The organism is Pseudomonas sp. DVZ6, assembly GCF_024259445.1.
Classification (GTDB): domain Bacteria; phylum Pseudomonadota; class Gammaproteobacteria; order Pseudomonadales; family Pseudomonadaceae; genus Aquipseudomonas; species Aquipseudomonas peradeniyensis.
Genome location: NZ_JANCLM010000034.1, coordinates 44,136 through 70,608 on the forward strand (window position 1 = coordinate 44,136; position 26,473 = coordinate 70,608).

Annotated in this window: 25 protein-coding genes; 11 read left to right on the forward strand and 14 right to left on the reverse strand. The window is 65.4% G+C overall.

What is annotated here, in order from left to right; all coding sequences use genetic code 11:
- The first annotated feature begins 214 nt into the window (after positions 1-214).
- The 5 genes from NMG10_RS19125 (at position 215) to NMG10_RS19145 (ending at position 4,431) form a co-directional block, all read left to right on the forward strand.
- Entirely contained in the window at positions 215-1,375 is a 1,161-nt protein-coding gene (locus NMG10_RS19125; protein ID WP_203648161.1) for a D-alanyl-D-alanine carboxypeptidase family protein, read from the forward strand.
- A gap of 73 nt (positions 1,376-1,448) precedes the next feature.
- The gene (locus NMG10_RS19130) at positions 1,449-1,724 is read left to right on the forward strand and encodes a DUF493 domain-containing protein (RefSeq protein WP_011535839.1); all 276 of its coding nucleotides are present in this window, start codon (positions 1,449-1,451) and stop codon (positions 1,722-1,724) included.
- Positions 1,724-2,371: a lipoyl(octanoyl) transferase LipB gene (gene lipB / locus NMG10_RS19135; protein ID WP_203648160.1), complete on the forward strand. Its 648-nt coding sequence runs from the start codon at positions 1,724-1,726 to the stop codon at positions 2,369-2,371. The genes NMG10_RS19130 and lipB overlap by 1 nt, the downstream gene beginning before the upstream one ends.
- 2 nt (positions 2,372-2,373) lie before the next feature.
- Entirely contained in the window at positions 2,374-3,390 is a 1,017-nt protein-coding gene (gene lipA, locus NMG10_RS19140) for a lipoyl synthase (RefSeq protein WP_254464910.1), read from the forward strand.
- A gap of 102 nt (positions 3,391-3,492) precedes the next feature.
- On the forward strand, positions 3,493-4,431 hold the full coding sequence (locus NMG10_RS19145; RefSeq protein WP_254464912.1) for an LD-carboxypeptidase: 939 nt from the start codon (positions 3,493-3,495) through the stop codon (positions 4,429-4,431).
- A 120-nt stretch (positions 4,432-4,551) separates the two neighbouring features.
- Here the strand turns inward: NMG10_RS19145 and NMG10_RS19150 are convergent, their stop codons facing one another.
- The 5 genes from NMG10_RS19150 to leuS all read right to left on the reverse strand — a co-directional run bounded on the left by NMG10_RS19150 (position 4,552) and on the right by leuS (position 10,593).
- Positions 4,552-5,865, reverse strand: coding sequence for a lytic murein transglycosylase (locus NMG10_RS19150; RefSeq protein ID WP_232857385.1), 1,314 nt, complete (start codon positions 5,863-5,865; stop codon positions 4,552-4,554).
- Positions 5,866-5,926: 61 nt separating this feature from the next.
- Complete coding sequence (gene arfA, locus NMG10_RS19155; protein ID WP_028690395.1) at positions 5,927-6,091, reverse strand: alternative ribosome rescue factor ArfA; 165 nt, start codon at positions 6,089-6,091, stop codon at positions 5,927-5,929.
- A 152-nt stretch (positions 6,092-6,243) separates the two neighbouring features.
- On the reverse strand, positions 6,244-7,281 hold the full coding sequence (gene holA / locus NMG10_RS19160) for a DNA polymerase III subunit delta (RefSeq protein WP_069016289.1): 1,038 nt from the start codon (positions 7,279-7,281) through the stop codon (positions 6,244-6,246).
- A 37-nt stretch (positions 7,282-7,318) separates the two neighbouring features.
- A complete protein-coding gene (gene lptE / locus NMG10_RS19165; RefSeq protein ID WP_203648158.1) occupies positions 7,319-7,924 on the reverse strand; it encodes an LPS assembly lipoprotein LptE in 606 nt (201 codons plus the stop codon).
- 62 nt (positions 7,925-7,986) lie between these two features.
- A complete protein-coding gene (gene leuS / locus NMG10_RS19170) occupies positions 7,987-10,593 on the reverse strand; it encodes a leucine--tRNA ligase (RefSeq protein WP_203648157.1) in 2,607 nt (868 codons plus the stop codon).
- A 240-nt stretch (positions 10,594-10,833) separates the two neighbouring features.
- Here leuS and NMG10_RS19175 point away from each other — a divergent pair, with 240 nt between their 5' ends.
- Together NMG10_RS19175 and NMG10_RS19180 are read left to right on the forward strand one after the other, a co-directional pair.
- Positions 10,834-11,148 carry a hypothetical protein gene (locus NMG10_RS19175; protein WP_110737917.1) on the forward strand — a complete coding sequence of 105 codons (315 nt, stop codon included), beginning with the start codon at positions 10,834-10,836 and terminating at the stop codon, positions 11,146-11,148.
- Between the two features lie 126 nt (positions 11,149-11,274).
- Positions 11,275-12,036 (forward strand): YdcF family protein, encoded by a 762-nt coding sequence (locus tag NMG10_RS19180; RefSeq protein WP_203648156.1) that lies wholly within the window; start codon positions 11,275-11,277, stop codon positions 12,034-12,036.
- Positions 12,037-12,189: 153 nt separating this feature from the next.
- On the opposite strand, the gene lnt is transcribed toward NMG10_RS19180, so the two are convergent.
- The 8 genes from lnt to NMG10_RS19220 form a co-directional block, all read right to left on the reverse strand.
- Positions 12,190-13,707, reverse strand: coding sequence for an apolipoprotein N-acyltransferase (gene lnt / locus NMG10_RS19185; RefSeq protein ID WP_254464913.1), 1,518 nt, complete (start codon positions 13,705-13,707; stop codon positions 12,190-12,192).
- An 8-nt stretch (positions 13,708-13,715) separates the two neighbouring features.
- Positions 13,716-14,555 (reverse strand): HlyC/CorC family transporter, encoded by an 840-nt coding sequence (locus tag NMG10_RS19190; RefSeq protein WP_203648154.1) that lies wholly within the window; start codon positions 14,553-14,555, stop codon positions 13,716-13,718.
- Positions 14,556-14,581: 26 nt separating this feature from the next.
- Complete coding sequence (gene ybeY / locus NMG10_RS19195) at positions 14,582-15,055, reverse strand: rRNA maturation RNase YbeY (RefSeq protein WP_203648153.1); 474 nt, start codon at positions 15,053-15,055, stop codon at positions 14,582-14,584.
- Positions 15,048-16,046: a PhoH family protein gene (locus tag NMG10_RS19200; protein WP_203648152.1), complete on the reverse strand. Its 999-nt coding sequence runs from the start codon at positions 16,044-16,046 to the stop codon at positions 15,048-15,050. Before NMG10_RS19200 ends, ybeY begins: the two co-directional genes overlap by 8 nt.
- Positions 16,047-16,225: 179 nt before the next feature.
- Positions 16,226-16,771, reverse strand: a complete 546-nt coding sequence (locus tag NMG10_RS19205) for a tetratricopeptide repeat protein (protein WP_203648151.1) — start codon at positions 16,769-16,771, stop codon at positions 16,226-16,228.
- A gap of 256 nt (positions 16,772-17,027) precedes the next feature.
- The gene (gene hemL / locus NMG10_RS19210) at positions 17,028-18,311 is read right to left on the reverse strand and encodes a glutamate-1-semialdehyde 2,1-aminomutase (RefSeq protein ID WP_254464915.1); all 1,284 of its coding nucleotides are present in this window, start codon (positions 18,309-18,311) and stop codon (positions 17,028-17,030) included.
- A 17-nt stretch (positions 18,312-18,328) separates the two neighbouring features.
- On the reverse strand, positions 18,329-18,952 hold the full coding sequence (thiE, locus tag NMG10_RS19215) for a thiamine phosphate synthase (protein ID WP_254464916.1): 624 nt from the start codon (positions 18,950-18,952) through the stop codon (positions 18,329-18,331).
- Between the two features lie 14 nt (positions 18,953-18,966).
- The gene (locus NMG10_RS19220) at positions 18,967-19,764 is read right to left on the reverse strand and encodes a hydroxymethylpyrimidine/phosphomethylpyrimidine kinase (RefSeq protein ID WP_203648148.1); all 798 of its coding nucleotides are present in this window, start codon (positions 19,762-19,764) and stop codon (positions 18,967-18,969) included.
- A gap of 265 nt (positions 19,765-20,029) precedes the next feature.
- On the opposite strand from NMG10_RS19220, the gene NMG10_RS19225 reads away from it, so the two are divergent.
- From NMG10_RS19225 to NMG10_RS19240, 4 genes are all read left to right on the forward strand, one after another.
- Complete coding sequence (locus tag NMG10_RS19225) at positions 20,030-22,021, forward strand: hybrid sensor histidine kinase/response regulator (RefSeq protein ID WP_203648147.1); 1,992 nt, start codon at positions 20,030-20,032, stop codon at positions 22,019-22,021.
- Positions 22,022-22,168: 147 nt separating this feature from the next.
- On the forward strand, positions 22,169-23,821 hold the full coding sequence (locus NMG10_RS19230) for an acyl-CoA dehydrogenase family protein (RefSeq protein ID WP_254464918.1): 1,653 nt from the start codon (positions 22,169-22,171) through the stop codon (positions 23,819-23,821).
- Between the two features lie 226 nt (positions 23,822-24,047).
- Positions 24,048-25,511, forward strand: a complete 1,464-nt coding sequence (gene amn, locus NMG10_RS19235) for an AMP nucleosidase (RefSeq protein WP_203648145.1) — start codon at positions 24,048-24,050, stop codon at positions 25,509-25,511.
- A 6-nt stretch (positions 25,512-25,517) separates the two neighbouring features.
- Positions 25,518-26,147: a pseudouridine synthase gene (locus NMG10_RS19240; RefSeq protein WP_254464919.1), complete on the forward strand. Its 630-nt coding sequence runs from the start codon at positions 25,518-25,520 to the stop codon at positions 26,145-26,147.
- Between the two features lie 98 nt (positions 26,148-26,245).
- Here the strand turns inward: NMG10_RS19240 and NMG10_RS19245 are convergent, their stop codons facing one another.
- On the reverse strand, positions 26,246-26,449 hold the full coding sequence (locus tag NMG10_RS19245; RefSeq protein WP_023378567.1) for a DUF2788 domain-containing protein: 204 nt from the start codon (positions 26,447-26,449) through the stop codon (positions 26,246-26,248).
- Positions 26,450-26,473: the final 24 nt, after the last annotated feature.

The window sequence follows — 26,473 nt, forward strand, 5'->3', positions numbered from 1 at the left end:
TGGGAGCGGGTTCACCCGCGAAGCAGAGCACACCGATCTGTCGGTTTGTTCATGAATTGCCGGGCAATGACATGTACAATGCCCGCTTTTGCCCGCAGCGGCATTACGTCGCACTGTCGGGCCAGGCCACCGGCCATAAAACTAGACTGACGGGGCGCTGGGCAAACGAACTTGCCCACGGAACATCAGACCATTAGCGATTTACGAGAGACGGATGAACATCACCAACCTTGCCAAACGACTTTGCCTGCCCGTTCTGCTGATGATCATGCCTGCTGCCTTCGCAGCGGAGCAGATGATGCCGGCACCACCGCAACTGGCCGCCAAGTCCTACGTACTCATGGACGCGTCCAGCGGCAACGTGCTGGTCGAGAACAACGGTGACGAGCGCCTGCCGCCGGCCAGCCTGACCAAGCTGATGACCGCCTACATCGCCACCTTGGACATCCGTCGCGGCCAGATCGGCGAGAACGACCCGGTCACCGTCAGCGAGAACGCCTGGCGCACCGGTGGTTCGCGCATGTTCATCAAGGTCGGCAGCCAGGTCACCGTCAGCGACCTGCTGCACGGCATCATCATCCAGTCCGGCAACGACGCCTCGGTCGCCCTGTCCGAGCACATCGCCGGCAGCGAAGACGCTTTCGCCGACATGATGAACAAGACCGCCACCGACCTGGGCATGGCCAACAGCCACTTCATGAACCCGACCGGCCTGCCGAACCCCGAGCACTACTCCTCGGCCCACGACATGGCCCTGCTGGCACGCGCGATCATCAACGAAGATCCGGCGCACTACGCCATCTACTCGCAGAAAGAGTTCTTCTGGAACAACATCAAGCAGCCGAACCGTAACCTGCTGCTGTGGCGCGACAAGACCGTCGATGGCCTGAAGACCGGCCACACCGACGAAGCCGGCTACTGCATGGTCGCCTCGGCCGTGCGTGACGGCCAGCGCCTGATCGCCGTGGTGTTCGGCACCAACAGCGAGCAGTCCCGCGCCGCCGAGACCCAGAAGCTGCTGACCTACGGTTTCCGCTTCTTCGAAACCCAGACCTTCTACCAGAAAGGCACCGAGCTGACCCAGGCCCAGGTATGGAAAGGCGCGACCAACCAGGTGAAAGCCGGCTTGGCCAACGACCTGACCATGACCATGCCTAAAGGCCAATTGAAGCGCCTCCAGGCTTCGATGACCATGAACCCGCAACTGACCGCTCCGATCGCCAAAGGTGACGTGATCGGCAAAGTGGAAGTCAAACTGGACGAGAAAGTGGTTCACAGCGCCGACCTCATCGCCCTTGACGGCGTGGAGGAAGCTGGTTTCTTCGGCCGTATGTGGGATAGCATCCGCCTGTTCTTCTACGGTTTGTTCAACTGATACGTGACCAGCGCGCCCCCGTGAACCAGGCGGGGGCGATGTTGCTGCCACGGCTTACGAGGCCGTTTCCGCCATGAGCGAAGAAGACGTCAAGTCGCACAAGATCGAATTCCCCTGCGAGGACTACCCGATCAAGGTGATCGGTGACACCGTTGTCGGTTTCCGCGACACCGTGATCGAGATCCTCAGCAAGCACGCCAAGGTCGACCTGTCGACCCTGGCCGAGCGCCAGAGCAAGGAAGGCAAGTACACCACGGTGCAACTGCATATCGTTGCCGAGAGCGAAAACCAGCTGCACGACATCAACAGTGCCCTGCGTGCCACCGGCATCGTGAAAATGGTGCTGTGATGTCCGGCGTGCTCGGTATTCGCGATCTTGGCCTGCAGCCCTATGAACCGGTGCTGCAGGCCATGCGCCGCTTTACCGAGCACCGCGGCCCGGACAGCCAGGACGAAGTCTGGCTGGTCGAGCACCCGCCGGTCTTCACCCAGGGCCAGGCCGGCAAGGCCGAGCACCTGCTGATCCCGGGGGAGATCCCGGTGGTACAGACCGATCGCGGTGGCCAGGTCACTTATCACGGCCCCGGCCAACTGGTGGCCTACCTGCTGCTGGATGTGCGGCGCCTGAGCATCGGCGTGCGCGAGCTGGTCAGTCGCATCGAGCAGACGCTCATCGACCTGCTCGCCAGCTACGGCGTGCAGGCGGTGGCCAAGCCCGATGCCCCGGGCGTCTACGTCGATGGCGCGAAGATCGCGTCCCTTGGCCTTCGAATCCGCAACGGTCGTTCCTTCCACGGCCTTGCCCTGAACGTGGACATGGACCTTGCGCCATTCCGCCGAATCAACCCCTGTGGGTATGCGGGGCTGGCCATGACCCAGCTGCGCGACCTGGCAGGCCCGATCGAACTTGACGAGGTCAGGACAAGGCTGCGCGGACAGCTGGTCAGGCACCTCGACTATGCTGAGCAGACGACCCTGACGGGCGGAATCGACTGATTATGACAACTGTGCAAGAAGCCGTGCCGAACCTGATCCCCACGCAAGACGTGACCCCGCGCCCTGTGCCGAAGAAAGTCGAGGCCGGCGTGAAGCTGCGCGGCGCCGAGAAGGTGGCGCGCATCCCGGTGAAGATCATCCCCACCGAAGAACTGCCGAAAAAGCCTGACTGGATTCGCGTGCGCATCCCGGTTTCGCCGGAGGTCGACCGCATCAAGCAACTGCTGCGCAAGCACAAACTGCACAGCGTGTGCGAAGAGGCCTCCTGCCCGAACCTGGGCGAGTGCTTCTCCGGCGGCACCGCGACCTTCATGATCATGGGCGACATCTGCACCCGTCGCTGCCCGTTCTGCGATGTCGGCCACGGCCGTCCGAAGCCTCTGGACCTGGACGAGCCGAAGAACCTGGCCATCGCCATCGCCGACCTGCGCCTGAAGTACGTGGTGATCACCTCGGTGGACCGCGATGACCTGCGTGACGGCGGTGCCCAGCACTTCGCCGATTGCATCCGCGAAATCCGCGCGCTGTCGCCGGGCGTCCAGCTGGAGACCCTGGTGCCGGACTACCGTGGGCGCATGGACGTGGCGCTGGAAATCACCGCGCAGACCCCGCCCGACGTGTTCAACCACAACCTCGAGACCGTACCGCGCCTGTACAAGGCCGCGCGTCCGGGCTCGGACTACGACTGGTCGCTGGACCTGCTGCAGAAGTTCAAGCAGATGGTCCCGCACGTACCGACCAAGTCCGGCCTGATGCTGGGCCTGGGCGAGACCGACGACGAGGTGATCGAGGTCATGCACCGCATGCGCGAGCATGACATCGACATGCTGACCCTCGGCCAGTACCTGCAGCCGTCGCGCAACCACCTGCCGGTACAGCGCTTCGTGCACCCGGACACCTTCGCCTGGTTCGCCGAGGAAGGTTACAAGATGGGCTTCAAGAACGTCGCCTCCGGCCCGCTGGTGCGCTCGTCGTACCACGCCGACCAGCAGGCCCACGAAGCCAAGATCAAGCTCTGAACCGGGCTTGAGCGGGACATGCCGATGCGCGCCGGAAGGCGGCATCGGCATTTTTGTTTTTGAGCGATCTGTTTCAAGCGACAAGCTGCAAGGAGTGGCGCGATGAATTGCCTGGAAACTGCTGAATACCTGTTGCCCAAGGCCTTGCCTGACAACGCCCGTTTCGCCATCGTCGCCCCGGCCGGGCCGGCGCGGCTGGACACCGACAAGGCCCGTCAGTGGTTCGAAAGCCGTGGCCAGCAGTGCCGCATCTACCCTGGGGTGCTGCAGGCGGACGGTTACCTTGCCGGCAGCGACGAGCAACGCCTGCGTGACCTGCACGATGCATTCAGCGCCCCGGACATCGACGCCATCCTGTGCATGCGCGGCGGTTACGGCAGCATGCGCCTGCTGGACCGCATCGACTTCGAACTGATCCGACGCCATCCCAAGCCGCTGGTGGGTTACAGCGACATCACCGCCCTGCATTCGGCGCTCAACCGACATGCCGGGATGCTGGCCTTCCATGGTGCAATGCTCAATGCCGACCTGCAGGGGGGCAAGCTCGAGCCCACCGTCAGCTCACTGTTCGGACAGCTACGGGGGCGGCTGGGGGCGGGTGATGTGATTGACCACCCTGTCGAGTTCCCGCTCACCAGCGTGGTGCCCGGGATTGCCAGCGGGCGTCTGGTTGGCGGCAACCTGTCGCTGCTCGGCTCCACGCTGGGGACGCTGGCGGAAGTCGACACCCGGGACAGCATCCTGTTCATCGAGGACGTCAACGAGCCGCTCTACCGTGTCGACCGACTGCTGACCCAACTGCGCCTGGCCGGCAAGCTGGAAGAGGTGCGAGGGGTGCTGGTGGGGGACTTTGCCGGGATCACGGTGGCGGCGATGACGCCGCTGCTGCTGGACATCTTCGGCCCGCTCGGGGTGCCGGTGCTGGCCGGGTGGCGCAGTGGGCACTGTGATCCGAATGTGTGCTTGCCGATGGGGGCAAGTGTGCGACTGGATGCTGAAGAGCAGAGTCTGGTGCTGTTGCAGGATCTGTTCAGGGGTTGAGATCGCCGGGGCTGCTTTGCAGCCCTTTCGCGGCACAAGGCCGCTCCTACAGGGGATTGCAATCGCCTGTAGGAGCGGCCTTGTGCCGCGAAAGGGGCGCAAAGCGCCCCTCTGCGCTCTCTAGCGGCGCAGGCTATCAAGCAGCTTGTGGGTCGGATAACCATCCGCCGGCCAACCCTGGGCCTGCTGCGCATTGCGGATTGCCTTGCGGGTATTGGCGCCGATGATCCCATCCGGATTGCCTGCTTCATGCCCGTTGGCATTGAGCAAGGTCTGCAACTCGATTCGTTCGCTGCGGCTCAGCGGCAGGTCCTCTTTCGGCCAGCTGCCGGCAATGAACCCCCATCCGGAGAAACGATCCCCCAGCAGGCTCACCGCCAGCGCGTAGGACGACGAATTGTTGTACTTGAGGATGGCGCGGAAGTTGTCCAGTACCAGGAATGCTGGCCCCTTGGCACCTGCGGGCAGCAACAGGGCGGCGGGCAGCTGGTCGCTGCCGGTTGGCAGGGTGGTGCCGGCCGGCAGTTTCACGCCCAGCTGCAGCCACTCGTTGACGCTCTTGCGCTGGCTGCCATCGGCCAGCCAGTAGTCGAAGCCGGCGGGCACCTGCACCTCGAAGCCCCAGGGTTGGCCACGTTTCCAGCCGGACGCCTGCAGGTAGTGCGCGGTGGAGGCCAGGGCGTCGGCGGTGCTGTTCCAGATGTCGCGACGGCCGTCACCGTCGAAGTCCACGGCGTGGGTCAGGTAGGTGGTCGGGATGAACTGGGTCTGGCCCATGGCGCCAGCCCAGGAGCCACGCATCGCATCGGGCTGGATATCGCCGTTCTGCAGGATCTGCAGGGCGGCGATCAGCTGGTCCTGGGCGAACTGCGGACGCCGGCCCTCATAGGCCAGGGTGGCCAGTGAGCGGATCACCGACTTGCTGCCCTGGAACTGGCCGAAGTTGCTTTCCATGCCCCATACCGAGACCAGAACCTGGCGATCGACACCGTAGCGTTGTTCGATGCGGGTCAGCAGATCGGCGTTCTGCTCGAGCAGTTTCTTGCCGTTGCGCACGCGTAGCGGCGACAGGGCGCCGTCCAGGTACTCCCACACCGGGCGGGTGAACTCGGGTTGGCTACGGTCGGCCTTGATCACGTCCATGTCCGGGGTGACGCCGAGGAAGGCGCGGTCGAACAGGCTGGCACTGATACCGGCTTGCAGGGCTTGTTGGCGGAAGCCGGCCTGCCATTGGGCGAAGGTCTGCAGGGGCTGGATTTCACCGTTGGCCTCGGGCGCGGTGCCGGGCTGGGTGGCGACGGGGGCGGGCTGGGCGGGCGCCAGCGGCAGGGCGTCGGCGGCGGTGGGTTTCTCGGCGCAGGCGACGAGCAGGATGAAGCTTGTGGCCGCGATCAGCTGGCGGGGTTGCCAGCGGAGAGTGAGACGAGAGGGCATGCACAGATCCAGAATTGCAGGTCAGGTGCCGACCATACCATGCCTGCGCATTTCATGCCTTTCATGCCGCCATAAAGCAGGAAGCCTCCCAATCTCTCGATTGGAAGGCTTCGCGGCGGTAGCTGCCTTTGCCTTTTTCCGGTCGTTCCTGGCGGCAGCGGAACAGCGGTTGGGCGACGATGGACTTGGCCTTGTTGGGGCCGTGCTTTTTCGGTTTCTTGCTCATGGTGGGTTCCCGGTCTGGGTGGATGGCGCGCGCACTTTAGGCCTGTAGCGCTACCTGAGCCAATTGATTGTGTTTATGGCGGCGGGCCTCATCGCGGGTCAAGCCCGCTCCCACGACATCTTTGTGGGAGCGGGCTTGACCCGCGATGAGTTTTACTCGGCAGGCAGTGCCAATCGCTGTCCGGCCATCAGCAGCGACAACCGCGCCAGGCTGGTCCAGGGCGAGCCCTCGGCCTGCCCCTTGATCTGCGCATCAATACGCTGGGCATCCTGCAGCAACATGGCCCAGCGCTGAGCTGACAGGCGCTGCAAGGCCTTGCTCACCAGCGGGCGGCGTTTGTCCCACACCGGGGGGCGTGCCTGGCTGAACGCCTTGTCCAGTGGCACCCCCTGGCTGAACTGCTGTGCAAGCCCTGCCAGCAGGCGCAGCTCGCGGGCCAGGGCCCAGAGAATCACCGGAGGCTCGACACCTTCGCCGCGCAACCCTTCGAGCATGCGCAAGGCGTGGGCCGCCTCGCCGTTGAGAATGGCATCCACCAGGCCGAAGACATCGAAGCGGGCGCTGTCAGCGACGGCGGCCTGGACGGTCTCCACGGTGATCTGGTTACCCTCGGCCAGCAGCTTGAGCTTCTCGATCTCCTGGGCGGCGGCCAGCAGGTTGCCCTCGACCCGGGCGGCGATCAGGTCGACGGCGTCTCGCTGGGCCGAAAGACCGGCCTGGGACAGGCGCTGGTTGATCCACTGTGGCAACTGCTGGGCGTCCACCGGCCAGATCTGGATGAACTGGCAGTGCGCGCCTTCGATCAGGGCCTTGCCCCACTTGGTCTTCTGCGCACTGCCATCGAGCTTGGGCAGGCTGATCAGCAGCAGCGTGTCCTCGGCCGGGTTGGCGCAGTATTCCATCAGCGCGGCGGCACCCTTGTCGCCGGGTTTGCCCGAGGGCAGGCGCAGTTCCAGCAGGCGGCGCTGGGCGAACAGTGACAGGCTGGCGCCGGCCAGGAGCAGGTTGCCCCAGTCGAAGTTGGCGTCGGCGCTGAATACCTGGCGTTCGTCGTAACCCTGCTGCCGAGCAGCGCTACGGATGGCGTCGGCGGCCTCCTGGCACAGCAGCGGATCGTCGCCGCTGACGATGTAGACGGGCGCCAGCTGGCCTTGCAGGTGCTTGTTGAGTTGGGCGGGAGCGAGCTTCATGGGAATAGGCGGGGCACCTCAGGTGCCCCGATCAGGCTCAGGGAGCCGGGACTTCCAGCGGCGACTGCTGGGGCGTCTCGTCCTGGATGCGCTGGGCTTCCTGCATGGCCCGGGCTTCGGCTTCGGCACGCTCGTTGGCCTTGCGCTGCAGGTCGTCGAGGTGTGCCGGGGTCAATTGCTGGAGGCGGACCATCATGCCTTGTACCAGGTCACGACGGATTTCCTGGCGTACCTGGACGGCTTCCTGGCCGGAACCAGTAATGTTGTTGCCGTTGTACACGTAATACTTCTGCACCTGCAGTTTGTCTTCCAGCAGGATCGTGTCGTTCTGGCCTTCGACCGCGTAGTTCAGCACGACGGTCAGCTCGTACTCCGCCGAGCGGTTGCCACCACTGTAGGTGGCGGCACGCTGGGATTCCTGCTCGTTGGTGAGCACGAGCTTATAGGGTGCGCCGGTATAGACCTTCACGCCACTGTTCTGCAGTGTGCGGCGCAGTTGGGTGACCGTTTCGCCATAGGCGTTGCGTGCGCTGAGGTCCAGCTCCTTGATGGTCAGCTCGGTGGTGCCGGTGCCGCGCAGCTGGAAACCGCAGGCGCTGAGCAGGACAGCCAGGCCCATTACCAGCAGATTGCGTTTGATCATGTGTGTTGCTCCCTCGTGGACCGATTACGCCCGCCTGCAGGGTGTGCAGGCGGGCGTTGCCATCAGTTGGCGACGATGTTGACCAGTTTGCCCGGTACGACGATGACCTTGCGGATGGTCAGGCCGTCGGTGAAGCGCAGGACGTTCTCGTTGTTGCGGGCGGCGGCTTCGATTTCCTCGCGGCTGGCGGCGGCCGGCATCTCGACCTGGCCACGCAGCTTGCCGTTGACCTGCACCACCAGTGTCACGGTGTCCTGCACCAGGGCGCTTTCGTCGACCGTCGGCCAGGCCGCGTCGATTGCCGCCTGGTCGTGGCCCAGCGCCTTCCACAGCTCGTGGGAGATGTGCGGGGTGATCGGCGCCAGCAGCAGGGTGACGGCCTCGAGGCCTTCCTGCAGCAGGGCGCGGTCCTGGGCGCTGGCCTGTGGCGCCTTTTCCAGCACGTTCATCACGGTCATCACCTGGGCGATGGCGGTGTTGAACTTGTGGTACTGGCCCACGTCGGTGCTGGCCTGCTTGATGGCGGCATGGATGGCGCGGCGGATGACCTTCTGCTCGTCGCTCAGGGCGGCGATGTCCAGCTGGCCCGGCAGGCCCTGGGCCACATGGGCCTGGGCCAGGCGCCAGACACGGCGCAGGAAGCGGCTGGCACCCTCGACGCCGGAGTCGGACCACTCCAGGCTCATGTCGGGTGGCGAGGCGAACATCATGAACAGGCGGCAGGTGTCGGCGCCGTAGGCTTCGATCATCGACTGCGGGTCGACACCGTTGTTCTTCGATTTCGACATCTTCTCGGTGCCACCGATTTCCACCGGCAGGCCGTCGGTCTTCAGGCGCGCGCCGATGATCTTGGCCTTGGCGTCACGCTCGATCTCGACATCGGCCGGGTTGAACCAGTCCTTGCCGCCGTTGCTGGCGACACGGTAGTACGTTTCGGCGACGACCATGCCCTGGGTCAGCAGGTTCTTGAACGGCTCGTTGGAGGTGACCAGGCCTTCGTCACGCATCAGCTTGTGGAAGAAGCGCGCGTACAGCAGGTGCAGGATCGCGTGTTCGATGCCGCCGATGTACTGGTCCACCGGCAGCCAGTGGTTGGCGGCTTTCGGATCGACCAGGCCCTTGTCGTAATTCGGCGAGGCATAGCGGGCGAAGTACCAGGACGACTCGACGAAGGTGTCCATGGTGTCGGTTTCGCGCTTGGCCGCGCTGCCGCATTTCGGGCAGGTGCACTCGTAGAACTCGGGCATCCGCGCCAGCGGCGAACCGGCGCCGTCCGGCACCACGTTTTCTGGCAGGGTGACCGGCAGCTGGTCTTCCGGCACCGGCACATCGCCGCAGGACGGGCAGTGGATGATCGGGATCGGGCAGCCCCAGTAGCGCTGGCGGCTGATGCCCCAGTCGCGCAGGCGGAACTGGGTGCGGGATTTGCCCAGGTCCTTGCGGATCAGCGCGGCTTCTATGGCGTCGAAGGCGCCCTGGAAGTCCAGGCCGTCGAATTCACCGGAGTTGATCAGCTGGCCGTGCTCGCCGTAGGCGGCCAGCCACTCGCTGCCGACTTCGTCGCCGACGCTGGTGCGCACCACTGCCTTGACCGGCAGGTTGTACTTGTGGGCGAACTCGAAGTCGCGCTCGTCGTGGGCCGGCACGGCCATCACGGCGCCATCGCCGTAGTGCATCAGCACGTAGTTGGCGACCCATACCGGCAGCTTCTCGCCGGTCAGCGGGTGCTCGACGCACAGGGAAGTGGCCATGCCCTTCTTCTCCTGGGTGGCCATGTCGGCCTCGGCAACGCTGCCGCTCTTGCACTCGTCGATGAACGCTTGCAGCGCCGGGTTGCCCTGGGCCGCCTGGGTGGCCAGCGGGTGCTCGGCGGCGACGGCGACGTAGGTGGCGCCCATCAGCGTGTCGGGACGGGTGGTGAAGACCTTCAGGGTGCCTTCGTGGCCGATGCTGGCCTGATCGTACGGGAACTGTACTTCCATGCCGCGGGACTTGCCGATCCAGTTGCGCTGCATGGTCTTGACCTGCTCAGGCCAGCCCGGCAGCTCGTCGAGGCTTTCCAGCAGCTCGTCGGCGTAGTCGGTGATGCGGAAGTAGTACATCGGGATTTCGCGCTTTTCGATCAGCGCGCCCGAACGCCAGCCACGGCCGTCGATGACCTGCTCGTTGGCCAGTACGGTCTGGTCCGCCGGGTCCCAGTTCACGGTGCCGTTCTTGCGGTAGATGATGCCTTTCTCGAACAGGCGGGTGAACAGCCACTGCTCCCAGCGGTAGTAGTCCGGCTTGCAGGTGGTGACTTCACGCGACCAGTCGATGGCCAGACCCAGGCTCTTGAGCTGGGTCTTCATGTAGTCGATGTTCTCGTAGGTCCACTTGGCCGGAGCGACGTTGTTCTTCATCGCGGCGTTTTCCGCCGGCATGCCGAAAGCGTCCCAGCCCATCGGTTGCAGGACGTTCTTGCCCAGCATGCGCTGGTAGCGGGCGATCACGTCACCGATGGTGTAGTTGCGCACATGGCCCATGTGTAGCTTGCCGCTCGGGTACGGGAACATCGATAGGCAGTAGTACGTGTCTTTGCCTGGCTGTTCGGTGACAGCGAACGATTGTTGCTCGTCCCAGGCATTCTGGGCGGCGGCTTCTACATCACGGGGCGTGTATTGTTCGTGCATGGCTACTTTGTATTGAGAGGAATAAGAGACATGTTCCAGGCAGCTCGACCTCGCTGCGTCCGGCACTCCGGGATCTTATGAGAGTGAACGCCGTAGCATACATGAGCGCCGCGCGTCGTGGGAAACCCTGATTGCATCGCCCGTCGCGCGGGCCGTTGGTCGCAGCGCCCGGCCGCTTTTGCGAGTGACGCTAAGCTCATCTGTGGGGGGAGATATTCTTACCTTCAATGAGGTGAACGGATGGGAGAGTCGCAACTAACCGCAAACAAGCCGGAGCTTTACGAACGCCTGATCGACCGCCTGGGCCTGGCACTGGAAGTGGCCCGGACCTCGGTGCGATTGCGCGACGAGATGCCTGCCGAACTGGAGTTGCGTGGCCTGAGCCATGCCGAGTTCGAGGTCATCAAGGCCTACCTGGAATCCCTCCCGGAGGGCCGTTTTGCCAGTGCCGGTGCCTACCCGCAACCGGAGCCGTCCTCGGCCAGGATCGTCTGGCTCAAGGACCGCAAGCGCTCCGGCGCCCCAGCCAGCTCCAGGACGTTGCCGTCCCGATAGCCGTTCAGGGTTGCAGGCGCGGTACTACGCGCCGGTTTTTCACAATGCACGCATCGATCGGCGCCGGTTGCCCTTGAGGCCCGGTGCCGATCCTCTTAGGCTGCACGCCTTCCATGGAGGTGTGTGATGCCGATCCGCTTTTTCATCAAACAATGGCTGATGCCGCCCGGCATCCTGTTCCTGCTGTTGCTGGTCGCCTGGTGGTGGCGCCGTCGCCGTCCACGCCTGGCGGCGGCCTGCTTTGCCCTGGGCGTGGGTGGTTTGTGGCTGATGAGTCTGCCGTTGACCGTCGAGCAGGTGGCCCGGGCCCTTGAAACAGAACCTGCGTTGATGGCGGATGAATGGGCGGGCCTGGCGGCCAGGGCCGATGCCATTGTGGTTCTGGGCGCCGGGCGCGAGCGCGGTGATCCGGCGTGGGCCGGTACTGACCAGCCGACCTACGTGGCACTGGAGCGCATGCGCTATGCCGCCCACCTGGCCAAGGCCTCGGGATTGCCGGTGCTGACCAGTGGTGGCCTGCACTATGGCACGCCACCCAGCGAGGCTCAGCTGATGGCTGATCGGCTACAGGCCGATTTCGCTGTGAAGGTCACTTGGAAGGAGGAAGCCAGCCACACCACCTGGGAAAACGCCGAGTTCAGCGCGAAGGTGTTGCAGCCATTGGGCATCCGGCGGGTGGTGGTGGTGACCCAGGCCTGGCACATGCAGCGTGCACGCTGGAGCTTTGAACGGGCCGGGTTCGAGGTGGTGCCGGCGCCGGTGGGTTTCCTCGGGCGCGATCATGCAAGACCGTTCGCGGGATTGCTGCCGGAAAGCCGGGCCATGTGGCAGAGCGGGCAGTTGCTGAATGAAGCGGTGGGTTTGCTGGGGTATCGGTTGTTCTACTGATGCCCAGCGCACACGGCCCTCTGTAGGAGCGGCCTCGTGCCGCGAAAGGGCCGCAAGGCGGCCCCGCGATCTGTGCATGTACGCCAAGACCCCGGGGCTGCTTCGCAGCCCTTTCGCGGCACGAGGCCGCTCCTACACGGGAGGCGTCGTCGCTCAGACGGTCTTGGCGATCCGCCCGGCCAGCAGCGCCCAGCCCAGCAACAGCACGCAGACAATTGCCAGCGGCCACGAGCGCCATTGCAGGTAAGGCGTCAGCTGCTGCATCGGCACCACCTCGCCGTACAGCACGGCCCTCTGGAACTGCGGGATCTGCGCGGTGATCCTGCCGAACGGGTCGATCAGCGCGGTCACGCCGTTGTTGGTGGCGCGGATCATCCAGCGACCGGCCTCGAGCGCGCGCATCTGGGCCATCTGCAGGTGCTGCAGCGGTCCGATCGAGGTGCCGAACCAGGTGTCGTTGCTGATGGTCAGCAGCAGGTCGCTGCGCGCGGCAAGGCCTGCGGCGAACTCGGGATAGACCACTTCGTAGCAGATGTACGGGGCCACCTGGTAACCCTTGGCCTGCAGCAGCGGCTGGTCTTCGGGGCCGCGGGCGAAGTCCGACATCGGCAAATTGAAGAACTCGATCAGGCCGCGCAGCATGTCCTGCAGCGGCACGTACTCGCCAAACGGCACCAGCTTCTGCTTGAGGTAGGTGCCGTCGCCTTCGCCGGCCACGGTGATGCCGTTGTAGTAGCGGCGCTGGTGGTGAACCATCTGCCGTATCGGCACCCCGGTGATCAGCGCCGAATGCCGTTCGGCGGCAAAGGTGCCCATCATGTCGATGTAGCCCTGGGCCTGGTCCTTGAGCACCGGCACGGCGGTTTCCGGCCAGACCAGCAGGTCGACGGGCTTCGAACTGAAGCTCATGTCGCGGTACAGCGCCAGTTGCGCATTGACGTGCGCCGGGTCCCATTTCAGGTCCTGCTCGACGTTGCCCTGCAGGGCGGCGACCTTCAGTGGATCGCCCGCCGGCTTGGTCCAGGCGTGGTCCTTGAGGGTCAGGCCGAGGATCCACGGCGCCACCAGCAACACCGCACCAGCGGCCAGGAACGCACGGCGCTCACGCAGGCGGTACAGGTTGCATAGCAAGGCGGCGCTCAAGGCCAGGACGAAGGACACCAGCCAGACGCCGCCCAGCGGGGCGAGGCCGGCGAGCGGGCCGTCGAGTTGGCTGTAGCCGGCGTAGAGCCAGGGGAAACCGGTGAGGAACCAGCCTCGGAAGGCCTCCTGCAGCAACCACAGGGCGGCGAAACACAGGGCATCGGCCAGTGGCGCTTCGTCGCGACGCAACCAGCGCGCCCAGAGCCAGGCGGGCAAGGCGAAGAAGAATGCCAGGCAGGCGAAGAACGCCAGCAGCAGGGCGATCGCCAGCAGCGGCGAGGCACCGCCGTAGGTGTTCATGCTGACGTAGATCCACCAGGTGCCGGCGCCGTAGAGGCCGAAGCCGAAGCACCAGCCACGGCCCAGGGCCTGGCGCGGCGTCAGTTCGCGCAGGCCGGCGTAGAACAGGGCGATGGACAGGATGGCCAACGGCCAGACGTCGAACGGCGCCAGGGCCAGGAGGGTGGAGGCGCCGGCCGCCATGGCCAGCAGGTTACCGGGCCAGCCGGGGCGGGTGATCCAGCGCATGTCGTTCCTTAACGATTGATCGGTGTCAGGCGCAGCAAGTGTATCCGGCGGCTGTCGGCATTGAGAATACGGAAACGATAGTGACCGATCTCGGTGGTCTCGTTGCGCTTGGGCAGGTGGCCGAAGGCGCTCATTACCAGGCCGCCGACCGTGTCGAACTCGTCATCGGAGAATTCGCTGTCGAAGAACTCGTTGAAGTTATCGATCGGCGTCAGCGCCTTGACCAGGAAGTCACCGCTGGGCAGCGGCTTGATGTAGCTGTCTTCCTCGACATCGTGCTCGTCCTCGATATCGCCGACGATCTGCTCGAGCACGTCCTCGATGGTCACCAGGCCCGCCACGCCGCCGTACTCGTCGATGACGATGGCCATGTGGTTGTGGTTGGCGCGGAATTCGCGCAGCAGCACGTTCAGGCGCTTGGACTCGGGCACGAAGGTGGCCGGGCGCAGCAGGTCCTTGATGTTGAAGCTGTCGCCGTTCTCCTTGAGGATCAGCGGCAGCAGGTCCTTGGCGAGCAGGATGCCGAGCACATCGTCGTGGCTTTCGCCGATCACCGGGTAGCGCGAGTGCGCGGCGTCGATCACCGCCGGCAGGAACTCGCGTGGCGACTGGCTGGCCTTGATGCTGATCATCTGCGAGCGCGGCACCATGATGTCGCGCACCTGCAGGTCGGCGACCTGGATGGCGCCTTCGACGATGGTCAGCGCTTCGCTGTCGAGCAGCTTGTTCTGATGGGCTTCGCGCAGCAGCTCGAGGAGCTCCTGGCGGTTTTTCGGCTCATGGGCAAAAGCCTGGGTCAGCTTACCCAGCCAGGACTTTTGCCCGTTGCTCGATCGGTCTTCGCTCATGGCGGTTACTCGTGATCCTTGCAGTGTCAGTGTGTGATTGATTCGGCTTCGTCGTCGGCGTACGGGTCCGGATGACCCAGTTCCGCCAGCAATGTTCGTTCCAGCGCTTCCATCTCCTCGGCCTCATCGTCCTCGATGTGGTCGTAGCCGAGCAGGTGCAGGCAGCCGTGGATGACCAGGTGCGCCCAGTGCGCCTCGAGGGCCTTGCCCTGTTCGGCGGCCTCGCGCTCGACCACCGGCACGCAGATCACCAGGTCGCCCAGCAACGGGATGTCGAGCAGCTCGTCGGGCACATCGGCGGGGAAGGACAGCACGTTGGTCGCGTAGTCCTTGTGCCGGTAGGTGTGGTTCAGCTCGCGGCCTTCGGCTTCGTCGACCAGGCGGATGGTCATCTCGGAGTCGGCGCTGCGCTGGCGCAAGGCAAGCTCGCACCAGCGGCGAAAGGCGTTGTCGTCGGGGGCGGCGGCGTCCGTGGCCCGTTGCAGGTCGAGTTCAAGCATCTTTGCCGGGTGCCTCGGGCTTGGCCTGACGGGCGTCGAAGCGGTCGTAGGCTTCGACGATGCGCTGCACCAGCGGGTGGCGCACCACATCCTTGGGTTGGAAATGGGTGAAGCTGATACCCGGGACGTCCCTGAGCACCTCGATCACATGGGCCAGCCCTGACTTGGTGCCGCGCGGCAGGTCGACCTGGGTGATGTCGCCGGTGATCACCGCGGTCGAGCCGAAGCCGATGCGGGTGAGGAACATCTTCATCTGCTCGAGGGTGGTGTTCTGGCTCTCGTCGAGGATGATGAAGCTGTTGTTCAGGGTGCGGCCGCGCATGTAGGCCAGCGGTGCGATCTCGATCACCTGGCGCTCGATGAGCTTGGCCACGTGCTCGAAGCCGAGCATCTCGTAAAGCGCGTCGTAGAGCGGGCGCAGGTACGGGTCGATCTTCTGGGCGAGGTCGCCGGGCAGGAAACCAAGCTTTTCGCCGGCCTCGACCGCCGGGCGCACCAGCAGGATGCGGCGCACCTGTTCACGCTCCAGTGCGTCGACCGCGCAGGCCACGGCCAGGTAAGTCTTGCCGGTACCGGCCGGGCCGACGCCGAAGTTGATGTCGTTGGCCAGGATTTCCTTGACGTAGCGCTGCTGGTTGACGCCGCGTGGGCGGATGTTGCCCTTGCGCGTGCGCAGCGAGACGCTGACTTCGTTGACGGCCGGGTTCTCGAGGTTCTCGACCGTCGATTCCTGCAGATAGAGATGGACCGTTTCCGGCGACAGGTCGGTGGCCTTGGCCTCGCGATAGAGGCGGCGCAGCAACTGTTCGGCAGCGGAGGTGGTCTTGGGTTCGCCGATCAGTTCGAACTGATTGCCGCGGTTGCGGATTTCGATAGCCAGGCGTTGTTCGATCAGGCGCAGGTGCTCGTCGAACTGGCCGCACAGGTTGGCGAAACGATGGGCCTCGAAGGGCTCGAGGATGAAACGATGGGGTTGTATGGGTGCGTTCAAGGTCGTTTTTAGCCGCTCGACGGCAATGAATGTGAACTCAAGAATAACCCTTGAGTGGCAGTGGCGAAAGCACTGAAACGATCAAGGGTCGGTACGACGCTTCCGATCCGCGTGTCGATCATGGCAGGGCAAGTTGACGAAACGATGATGCCGGCGGACCGCACAGGGCTCGAGGCGGTTCAGGGCAGGGGAGAGAAGGGCGTGCGGCCTTCGGCGTTCTGCAGTTCCAGCAGGTATTTGCGGAAGATCTGGCCGAGCACCTGGGTGGCGTGCTCGAGCTCGTCGCGGGGCATCTGCCCGCTGACTTCGTCGGCCATGTCCAGGGCGTCTTCGGCGCCGTTGACCGCGGCGATCTTGAGCAGGATGTAGGCCTGCACGTTGTTGGCCTTGACCCCTTCGCCATGGAAGAACATCGAGCCGAGGCGGTACTGGGCCTGCCCCTGGCCCTGCAGCGAGGCCTTTTCGAACCACTTGAGCGCCTTGTCGAGATGGCGCGGCGTGCCGCTGTAGTAGAACTCGCCCAGCTCGTACTGCGCTTCGGCATCCCCGGACTCCGCCGTCTGCTCGCAGGCCTTCAGGGCGTTCTCCTGGTCCTCGGGCGCAGCATCGAGAGTGCAGCGGCCCGCCGCCGGAATCAGCAACGAGTTACCGCCCTCCGCCAGGGCCAGCAGGGGCTGAAGAAGCAACAGGCAGCCCAGGGTCAGGGCGCGGCCGGTGCGGTTCATGGGGATCGACTTACCTCTGCAAAGCTACGGCCAATGTCTCTGGTGGCACATTATGGGATAAGCAGCGCCTACCTTACAAAGTTTTACTCGAATTTCTGTCCTGCTGGCGAATCGGCTGACTGTGTAGGAGCGGCCTTGTGCCGCGAAAGGGCTGCGAAGCAGCCCCGGCATTATTCGCATCAAGGCTGAAATTCCAGGGGCTGCTTCGCAGCCCTTTCGCGGCACAAGGCCGCTCCTACCTGGGTGGTGTGAAGGCTTACTTCAGCTTGGCGAACGCCCGCTCGGCCGCATCCAGGGTGATCTGCAGCTCCTTGTCGCCATGGGCGATGGAGGTGAAGCCCGCCTCGAAGGCGCTTGGCGCCAGGTACACGCCGCCGTCGAGCATCAGGTGGAAGAAGCGCTTGAAGCGCTCGGCGTCGCTGGCCATCACGTCGTCGAAGGTGACGATGTCGTCGGCGCCGCTGAAGTACAGGCCGAACATGGCGCCCGCCTGGGTGGTGACGAACGGGATACCAGCGGCATCGGCGCGCTGTTGCAGGCCATCGAGCATGCGGCTGGTGAAGGCGCTCAGCTCGTCATGGAAGCCCGGGCGGCTGATCAGCCGCAGGGTGGTCAGGCCTGCGGCCATGGCCAGCGGGTTGCCCGACAGCGTGCCGGCCTGGTAGACCGGGCCGAGCGGGGCGATGCAGCCCATGATCTCGCGCTTGCCGCCGAAGCAGCCGACCGGCATGCCGCCGCCGACGATCTTGCCGAAGGTCGACAGGTCCGGGGTGATGCCGTAGTGGCCTTGGGCGCCGCCCAGCGACACACGGAAGCCGGTCATCACTTCATCGAAGATCAGTACCACGCCGTGTTTGTCGCACAGCGCGCGCAGGCCTTCGAGGAAGCCTGGCGCCGGCGGTACGCAGTTCATGTTGCCGGCCACTGGCTCGACGATGATGCAGGCCACGGTCTGGCCAACCTCGGCGAGGGTCTTCTCGACGGCGGCGATATCGTTGAACGGCAGGGTCAGGGTGTGCTTGGCGAAGTCCGCCGGCACCCCGGCCGAGCTCGGTACGCCCTGGGTCAGCAGGCCGGAGCCGGCTTTGACCAGCAGGCTGTCGGAGTGGCCGTGGTAGCAGCCTTCGAACTTGATGATGGCGTCGCGGCCGGTGTAGCCACGGGCCAGACGGATGGCGCTCATGGTGGCCTCGGTGCCGGAGCTGACCATGCGCACCATTTCCATCGACGGCACGATCGAGCAGACCAGATCGGCCATCTCGGTTTCCATGGCCGTCGGCGCGCCATAGGACAGGCCGTGCTCGAGTTGTCGGCGCACGGCATTCAGCACATCGGGATGGCCGTGGCCGAGGATCATCGGGCCCCAGGAACCGACATAGTCGACATAGCGCTTGTCGTCTTCATCGATGACGTAGGCGCCTTCGGCGTGCTTGAAGAACAGCGGCGTGCCGCCGACGCTCTTGAAGGCGCGCACGGGCGAGTTGACGCCACCGGGGATGTGTTTCTGGGCTTGGGCAAACAGTTCTTCGGAACGGGACATGGGATCTTCTCTCGAAATCAGGAAGCGAACAGGGCATTGAAGGCGCGGGCGCGGCGGGTGACTTCCTGCGCGCTGTCGGCACCGAACAGGCCGTGGATCACCGCCAGCAGGTCGGCGCCATGGGCGATCAGCGGGGCGGCGTTGTCGAGGGTGATGCCGCCGATCACCGCGATCGGCAACTTGACCTGGGCGCGGGCCTGTTCCAGCAGTTCGACACCGGCGGCGGGCGCGCCTGGTTTGGTGACGGAATTGAAGAAGCGACCGAAGGCGACATAGCTTGCGCCCTCGCTGGCGGCCTGCTGCGCGAGGTCGAGGCTGGCGTGGCAGGTCGAGCCGATGATCGCCTGGCGGCCGAGCAGGGCACGGGCCGGGGTGAGCGGGCCGTCGGTCTGGCCCAGGTGCACGCCGACGCCCAGGCGCGCGGCCAGTTCGGCGTCGTCGTTGATGATCAGCTGAGTGCCGTAGCGTTCGCAGAGCCTCGTCAGCGCTTCAGCTTCGCGCAGGCGACGCCCGGCGTCGTCGCTCTTGTCGCGGTACTGCAGCAGGCAGACACCGCCTTTGAGTGCCGCCTCGACATGGCTCAGGAAACGGCCGGCGAGCAGCTGGCTGTCGGTGATGGCATACAGACCGCGGAGCGTCATCGGATGGCCTCGAGTCAGGAACAGAAATCCAGGGGCAGGCGGCGCGGCACGTACTGGCCCTTGCCCAGTTGCTCGGCGTCGCGCAGGGTCCGCCAGGTGTAGTCCAGGGCACTGCGCACGGCGCTCTCCAGGTGTTCGCCCAAGGCCAGGCGACCGGCCAGGGCGCTGGCCAGGGTGCAGCCCGAGCCGTGATAGCTGCCCGGCAGGCGCTGGCAGGTCCAGGTGTGCTGCTGGCCGTCGCGGCTGTACAGGCGGTTGTGGATTTCCACTTCGTCGCCGTGACCGCCGGTGATCAGCAGGTGTCTACAGAACGGCAGCAGCTTCTCGGCGCACTCGTCCGCCGTGCCTTCAGGCAGTTCCGCCAGGATACGCGCCTCTGGCAGGTTCGGGGTGGCGATGGTGGCCAACGGCAGCAGGCGCTCACGCAGCGCGTAGCCGACCTCGTCCTTGCCCAGGCGACCGCCGCCGCCGGCGCGCAGCACCGGGTCGCAGACCAGTGGCAGGTGCGGATGGTCGGCGAGCAGTTCGGCGACGGTGTCGACCATCTCGATCGAGCCGAGCATGCCCAGCTTCACCGCGGCCACCGTGGAGTCGGTCAGCACGGCATTGGCCTGGGCCAGCACCCACTCGCGGTCGAGCACGCGGAAGTCGGAAACGTTGACGGTATCCTGCACGGTCAGGGCGGTCACGGCGGGCGCGGCGTGACAGCCTTGGGCGATCAGGGCTTCGATATCTGCCTGCAGCCCGGCGCCACCACTGGGGTCGTGGCCGGAGAGACAGAGGACAACGGGGCGGGAGCTGTAGGTATTCATGGTCGGCGAGCTTATCACCAAACCTTTTTCTGCGGTTCGCTCGCGGCGAGAGAATTGCTGATCAAGTGGTCAGGTTGGGCTGGTTGTATATTCTGAAACATGCGTTCTAGAGCCTCTGCATGCAAATTGCCAGTAGCTGCTGGTCAGTGCGGGAGGCTATGCTAGAGTGCTCGGATAACTCGATAAATGGGTTCTGCCGGATCACGTCGTCTCAAAGGGATGGGAGGCAACCGCGACGCGACCGCACAGGCCATGCTGGGGCTGTATGCGCTATTTGCTGATTGTGCTTCTGGGCTGCTTGCCCATGCTGGCCGGAGCGGTCGAATTCGACAACGCCACCGGGCGCTTGCCGCTGGGCCGGTACATGCAGGTCTATGAAGACCAAGAGGGCAGCGCCAGCATCGCCCAGGTGAGTTCCGCGGCGTTTTCCGGGCGTTTCCAGGCACATCAGGACGAAGTGCTCAATGCGGGCTACTCCACCTCGGTGTTCTGGCTGCGGGTCGATCTCGCCTATGCCGCCGCCCCTTCGGCCGCGCCACGCCAGTGGTTGCTGGAACTCGCCTACCCGCCGCTGGATCACCTGGAACTCTTCCTGCCGGACGCGCAAGGCACCTATCGCCTGGCACGACGCACCGGTGACGCGTTGCCCTACGCCACCCGGGAGATCCGCCAGAACAACTACCTGTTCGAATTGCCGCTGCAACCCGGCCAGGCGACCACCGCCTACCTGCGTCTGCACAGCCAGGGCTCGATCCAGGCGCCGCTGACATTGTGGTCGGCCGAGGCCTACCTGGAGGACCAGCCCACCCGGCTTTATGTGCTGGGCATGATCTACGGCGTACTGCTGGTGATGCTGGTGTACAACCTGTTCATCTTCCTCAGCGTGCGTGATGTCAGTTACCTGTACTACATCCTTTATATCGCTTCGTTCGGTCTCTACCAGGTGTCGGTCAACGGCGCCGGCATCGCCTATTTCTGGCCGGACAGCCCATGGTGGGCCAACGCCGCCACCCCGTTGTTCATCGGTGCCGCCGGGCTGTTCGGCTGCCAGTTCGCCCGCCACTTCCTGCAGCTGGACAGCTTCAGCCGGGGCTTCGACCGCCTGCTGAAAGGGTTGATGGCCGGTGGCGCGCTGGTCATGGTGCTGGCGCTGACCCTGCGCTACGGCGTGGCGCTGCGCATGGCCACGGTGCTGGCGCTGCTGTTCACCGTCAGTATCTTCAGCGCCGGGCTCTATGCCTGGTGGCGCGGACTGCGTGTGGCGCGCTGGTTCATCATCGCCTGGACCGCCTTCCTCGCTGGCGGGCTGGTCAACACCCTGATGGTGCTGGGCTACCTGCCCAACGTGTTCATCACCATGTACGCCAGCCAGCTCGGCTCGGCGCTGGAGGTGGCGCTGCTGTCGCTGGCCCTGGCCGACCGCATCAACAGCCTGCGCGAGCAGCAGGCCCAGACCCTGCGCGAGACCGGGCGCACCCTGGAGCAACTGAACCTGCAGCTGGCGCGCAGCAACCGGCTCAAGGACGAGTTCCTGGCCACCGTGACCCATGAACTGCGCACGCCGATGAACGGCGTGATCGGTTCGCTGGAGCTGCTGCATACCCTGCCCATGAGCGCCGAGCAGGCCCAGTATCACCGCACCGCCACCGGTTCTGCCCAGGACATGATGGCGATGGTGGATGACATCCTCATCCTCACCGAACTGCAGGCCGGGCGCCTGCGCAACCAGGGCATGGCGTTCAGCCTGCGGCGCCTGCTCCAGGAGCTGCGCGCCGGCTATGCCAGCCAGGCGCTGGCCAAGGGTCTGTACCTGAGCCTGGACATCCCCGCCGACCTGCCCGACAGCCTGGTCGGCGATGCGCAGAAGCTCGCCCGCTGCCTGGCCTGCCTGGTGGACAACGGGCTGAAGTTCACCCACCAGGGGGGCGTCACCGTGCAGGCCCGTGGCCGGCGTACCGGGCCGGACAGCCTGGTCCTGAGCCTCACGGTCAGTGACAGCGGCATCGGCTTCGACGATCTGGACCAGGCGGTGCTGTACCAGCGTTTCTTCCAGATGGACGGTTCGATGACCCGGCGCTACGGCGGGCTAGGCATCGGCCTGTCGATCTGCCGGCAACTGGGCGAGTTGATCGGCGCGCAGTTGTCCCACGAGTCGACGCCGGGTCTGGGCAGCCGCTTCGAGCTGACCCTGGCCCTTGCGGTGGCGCAGGTGCAGGTACCACCGGCGCGTGCCGCATCAGGCCTGGAGCGCTTTTGACGGACCCTTCGCGGTACCCGTGGGAGCGGGCTTGCCCCGCGATCAGGGCGCGAAGCGCCCCCATGTAGTCCGTTTTGTCACTTTGACTCGAGGGCCTGCGGTGCTTCACTGGGTTATCCAGGCATGAACGGATCCAGGAGGCCGCCGATGAACCTGCACCAGTTCGCTGAAACCCACGAAGTCACCAACCAGCCGCCGTCCCTGGACGGCGCCAACCTGTATCGCCTCGACCTGCCCCTGCAGGAGTGGTCGCGCCGGTTCGGCGCCGGTTGGGCCGAGTCGCGGATCGACGCCTACGGTGCCCTGGCCGGTGGTCCGCTGATGGCCGCGGGTTTCCTGGCCAACGCGCACAAGCCCGAGTTCAGCAGCCATGACCGCTATGGCCACCGCATCGACCTGGTGGAGTTTCATCCCGCCTATCACCAGTTGATGCGCACCGCCGTCGAGCACGGCCTGCCTTCGCTGCCCTGGGCCGAGCCACGGGACGGCGCCCACGTGGCGCGGGCCTCGATGACCTACCTGCACAGCCAGGCTGAAGCCGGTACCGGCTGCCCGCTGACCATGACCTTCGCCGCCGTGCCGGCCCTGCGCCTGCAGCCCGAGCTTGCCGGCTACTGGCTGCCGAAGGTCCTCGCCCGCGAATATGACCCGCGCAACGTCGGCGACCGGCACAAGGCCGGTGTCACCATCGGCATGGCCATGACCGAGAAACAGGGCGGCACCGACGTGCGCGCCAACACCACCCGCGCCTACCCGGTGGGCACGCCCGGCCCGGGCCAGCCCTATGAGCTGGTAGGCCACAAGTGGTTCTGTTCGGCGCCCATGTGCGACGCCTTTCTCACCCTGGCCCAGACCGACAAGGGCCTGAGCTGCTTCCTGCTGCCGCGCCACCGGCCCGACGACAACCGCAACCAGTTCTACATCCAACGCCTGAAGAACAAGCTGGGCAACTGTTCCAACGCCTCCAGCGAGGTGGAGTTCCGCGGAGCCCTGGCCTGGATGGTCGGCGAGGAGGGGCGCGGCGTGCCGACCATCATCGAGATGGTGGCCATGACCCGCTTCGACTGCATGGTCGGTTCCAGCGCCCTGATGCGCCAGGCCCTGACCCAGGCCGCGCACCATTGCGCGTACCGCAAGGTCGGCGGACGGGTGCTGGCCGAGCAGCCGCTGATGCAGAACGTGCTTGCCGACCTGGCCTTGGAGAGCGAGGCCGCCCTGGCCCTGAGCCTGCGCATGGGCCAGGCCCTGGACTGCCTCGACGACCCGCAGCAGGCGCACTTTTCCCGCCTGGTCACGGCGGTGGGCAAGTACTGGATCTGCAAGCGCGCCCCCGGGATGATCAACGAGGCCGCCGAGTGCCTGGGCGGCGCCGGCTACGTCGAGGACAGCATCCTGCCACGGCTGTACCGCGAGGCGCCGGTCAACTCGACCTGGGAGGGCTCGGGCAACGTGCAGTGCCTGGATGTGCTGCGGGCCTTGTCGAAAGAGCCGGGCGTGCTCGAGGCGCTGTTCAGCGAGCTGGGAGACGGCCATGGCGACCCACGGCTGGCGGCGTTCATCGGTAACCTCAAGGGCGTTTTCGCCGATACCGGTGATATCCAGTACCGCGCCCGGCAACTGACCGAGGACATCGCCGTGGCGCTGCAGGCCAAGCTGTTGCTCGAGGCAGGCAACGCCACAGTGAGCGATGCGTTCATCGGCAGTCGCCTGGGCGGCGGCGGGCGGGTGTATGGCGCGTTGCCGCGCGGCGTGGATGTCGAGGCGCTGGTGGCCAGGGCAACGCCTGTCTGGGCCGGTTGAAGGATGGCTTCATCCCCCTGTAGGAGCGGCCTTGTGCCGCGAAAGGGCTGCAAGGCAGCCCCAGATCTCAGCGGTCAAGGCGGAAATTGCTGGGGCTGCTGCGCAGCCCTTTCGCGGCACAAGGCCGCTCCTACAGGGAATTGCTCAGCACCGACACTGGGGATGTATTTGCCCAGCAACGCAGGCAAGATGGCTGTCATGCATTCCATAAGACAGGAAGCCCAGCGTGAGCCAAGCGTTTGTAGTCGTTGATACCCCCGAACAGGCCGTCGACCGTCTGGCGGCCTTGCACGAACAGGCCACCGGGGCCCTGAGCCAGGCCCTCAAGCGCTATCTCAAGGACCGTACCGAGCCGGGTGACGAGGAGCGAGCGTTGTTCCGCTACCCGGCCCTGCGTCTCATCTATTCCAGCCAGGGCGAAGTCGCCGCGACCACCCGCGCCTACGCCAAGGTCCAGGTGGACGGCACCTACAGCGTCACCGTCACCCAGCCCGCGGCGTTCCGTGGCTACCTGCTCGAGCAACTGCGCCCGTTGATGCACGACTACACCGTGACCGTGGAAGTCGGTGTCAGCGAGCAGAACATCCCGTACCCCTACGTGGTCGACCAGGGCGACGAGCTGGCCGGCAGCGGCATCACCGCCGCGCAACTGGCGCGGGTGTTCCCCAGCACCGACCTGTCGGCGGCCACCGATAACACCGCCGATGGCCTGTACGACTGGGAAAGCGCCGAGACCCTGCCGCTGGCGCTGTTCGACGCCGCCCGCGTGGATTTCTCCCTGCGCCGCCTGGTGCACTACACCGGCAGCGACTGGCGGCACATGCAGCCGTGGATCCTTCTCACCAACTACCACCGCTACGTCGACCAGTTCATCGCCCATGGCCTAGAGCAGTTGCGCGAGGACCCACGCTTCGTGCGCATGGTCCTGCCGGGCAACGTGATCATCGAGAAGGGCATGGACAACGGCGAGGCCCAGGCCCTGGTCGCCAGCGTGGTCTGGCACCGCTACCAGATGCCGGCCTATCACCTGATCGCCGCCGATGGCGATGGCGTGACCCTGGTCAACATCGGTGTCGGCCCGTCCAACGCCAAGAACATCACCGACCACCTGGCGGTGCTGCGCCCGCACTGCTGGCTGATGATCGGCCACTGCGGCGGCCTGCGTCAGTCGCAGACTATCGGTGACTACGTGTTGGCCCACGCCTATATGCGCCGCGACGGCATCCTCGACCGCGTGGTGCCGCCGAATATCCCGATCCCGGCCCTGGCCGAGGTGCAGCTGGCATTGCAGGAGGCGGCCGCGCAGGTCACCGGCGAGCGTGGCGAACAGCTCAAGAAGCGCCTGCGCACCGGCACCGTGCTCACCTACGACGACCGCAACTGGGAGCTGCGCTGGGCCCAGGAACGTCCGTTGATCAACCTGTCCCGCGCCGTGGCGGTGGACATGGAGAGCGGCACCATTGCCGCCCAGGGCTACCGTCTGCGCGTGCCGTACGGCACCTTGCTGTGTGTCTCCGACAAGCCGCTGCACAGCGAAATCAAGCTGCCGGGCTCGGCCAACGCCTTCTACAACCGCGCGGTCAGCCAGCACCTGAAGATCGGCATCGCCGCCCTCGATCTGCTGCGTACCGAGCTCAACTCGCTGCACTCGCGTAAACTGCGCAGCTTCGATGAGCCGCCGTTCCGCTGAGGATCCATGTCCCTGCCACCCCGTAGCACACCGCGCCGCCCTGCGGCGCGGCCCACCGGCCCGCGTCGCCAGCCCAAGGCGCCGCCGGCCGAGCCGCGCCTGATCCTGTTCAACAAGCCGTTCGATGTGCTCACCCAGTTCAGCGACGGCGAGGGGCGGGCCACGCTCAAGGACTTCATCGACATCCCCGGCATCTATCCGGCCGGCCGCCTGGACCGCGACAGCGAAGGCCTGCTGTTGCTGACCAACGACGGGCGCCTGCAGGCGCGCATCGCCGACCCGAAGCACAAACTGGCCAAGACCTACTGGGTGCAGGTGGAAGGCGAGCCGAGCGAAGAACAACTCAAGCGCCTGCGCGAAGGGGTTGAACTCAATGACGGACCGACGCTGCCGGCCGAGGCACGCTTGCTCGAGGAGCCCGAGCTGTGGCCACGCAATCCGCCGGTGCGTTTTCGCAAGAGCGTGCCGACCGCCTGGCTGGAGCTGGTGATCCGTGAAGGGCGTAATCGCCAGGTGCGGCGGATGACGGCGGCGGTGGGCTTGCCGACCTTGCGTCTGGTGCGGGTGCGGATTGGCGACTGGACGATCGAGGGGCTGGACCAGGGTTGCTGGCGCGAAGTGCCGGCGAAGCTGTAGCGGGCAGATGTGTGTGGAATTTTTCGCGGGTAAACCCGCTCCCACAGGGGACGGTGATGCCTGTGGGAGCGGGTTTACCCGCGAATGGGCATCAGGCCTCAGACGCCTTCAAGAAACCCCACCACCACGCTCTTAATGATGAATGCCAGCACGCCAAGGCCCAGCACAAAGAACAGGATCAGCGTGCCAAAGCGCCCGGCCTTGGACTTCTTCGCCAGGTCCCAGACGATGAAACCCATGAAACCGATCAACACGGTGACCAGGACGATCATCATCCATTCTTCGAATACTGCGGGATCCATCGGTTCACTCCAGGCAGATTGAGC

Excerpts from the sequence above, each read along its gene's own strand:
- NMG10_RS19125 (WP_203648161.1), top strand. The coding sequence starts at position 215 with ATGAACATCACCAACCTTGCCAAACGACTTTGCCTGCCCGTTCTGCTG.
- hemL (WP_254464915.1), bottom strand. The coding sequence starts at position 18,311 with ATGTCCCGTTCCGAAGAACTGTTTGCCCAAGCCCAGAAACACATCCCC.
- lptE (WP_203648158.1), bottom strand. The coding sequence starts at position 7,924 with ATGATCAAACGCAATCTGCTGGTAATGGGCCTGGCTGTCCTGCTCAGC.
- NMG10_RS19190 (WP_203648154.1), bottom strand. The coding sequence starts at position 14,555 with ATGAGCGAAGACCGATCGAGCAACGGGCAAAAGTCCTGGCTGGGTAAG.
- lipA (WP_254464910.1), top strand. The coding sequence starts at position 2,374 with ATGACAACTGTGCAAGAAGCCGTGCCGAACCTGATCCCCACGCAAGAC.
- leuS (WP_203648157.1), bottom strand. The coding sequence starts at position 10,593 with ATGCACGAACAATACACGCCCCGTGATGTAGAAGCCGCCGCCCAGAAT.
- NMG10_RS19245 (WP_023378567.1), bottom strand. The coding sequence starts at position 26,449 with ATGGATCCCGCAGTATTCGAAGAATGGATGATGATCGTCCTGGTCACC.
- thiE (WP_254464916.1), bottom strand. The coding sequence starts at position 18,952 with ATGACGCTCCGCGGTCTGTATGCCATCACCGACAGCCAGCTGCTCGCC.
- holA (WP_069016289.1), bottom strand. The coding sequence starts at position 7,281 with ATGAAGCTCGCTCCCGCCCAACTCAACAAGCACCTGCAAGGCCAGCTG.
- NMG10_RS19180 (WP_203648156.1), top strand. The coding sequence starts at position 11,275 with ATGCCGATCCGCTTTTTCATCAAACAATGGCTGATGCCGCCCGGCATC.
- NMG10_RS19240 (WP_254464919.1), top strand. The coding sequence starts at position 25,518 with ATGTCCCTGCCACCCCGTAGCACACCGCGCCGCCCTGCGGCGCGGCCC.
- NMG10_RS19225 (WP_203648147.1), top strand. The coding sequence starts at position 20,030 with ATGCGCTATTTGCTGATTGTGCTTCTGGGCTGCTTGCCCATGCTGGCC.
- NMG10_RS19205 (WP_203648151.1), bottom strand. The coding sequence starts at position 16,771 with ATGAACCGCACCGGCCGCGCCCTGACCCTGGGCTGCCTGTTGCTTCTT.
- NMG10_RS19230 (WP_254464918.1), top strand. The coding sequence starts at position 22,169 with ATGAACCTGCACCAGTTCGCTGAAACCCACGAAGTCACCAACCAGCCG.
- NMG10_RS19150 (WP_232857385.1), bottom strand. The coding sequence starts at position 5,865 with ATGCCCTCTCGTCTCACTCTCCGCTGGCAACCCCGCCAGCTGATCGCG.
- NMG10_RS19220 (WP_203648148.1), bottom strand. The coding sequence starts at position 19,764 with ATGAATACCTACAGCTCCCGCCCCGTTGTCCTCTGTCTCTCCGGCCAC.
- lnt (WP_254464913.1), bottom strand. The coding sequence starts at position 13,707 with ATGCGCTGGATCACCCGCCCCGGCTGGCCCGGTAACCTGCTGGCCATG.
- NMG10_RS19145 (WP_254464912.1), top strand. The coding sequence starts at position 3,493 with ATGAATTGCCTGGAAACTGCTGAATACCTGTTGCCCAAGGCCTTGCCT.
- ybeY (WP_203648153.1), bottom strand. The coding sequence starts at position 15,055 with ATGCTTGAACTCGACCTGCAACGGGCCACGGACGCCGCCGCCCCCGAC.
- lipB (WP_203648160.1), top strand. The coding sequence starts at position 1,724 with ATGTCCGGCGTGCTCGGTATTCGCGATCTTGGCCTGCAGCCCTATGAA.
- NMG10_RS19175 (WP_110737917.1), top strand. The coding sequence starts at position 10,834 with ATGGGAGAGTCGCAACTAACCGCAAACAAGCCGGAGCTTTACGAACGC.
- NMG10_RS19130 (WP_011535839.1), top strand. The coding sequence starts at position 1,449 with ATGAGCGAAGAAGACGTCAAGTCGCACAAGATCGAATTCCCCTGCGAG.
- arfA (WP_028690395.1), bottom strand. The coding sequence starts at position 6,091 with ATGAGCAAGAAACCGAAAAAGCACGGCCCCAACAAGGCCAAGTCCATC.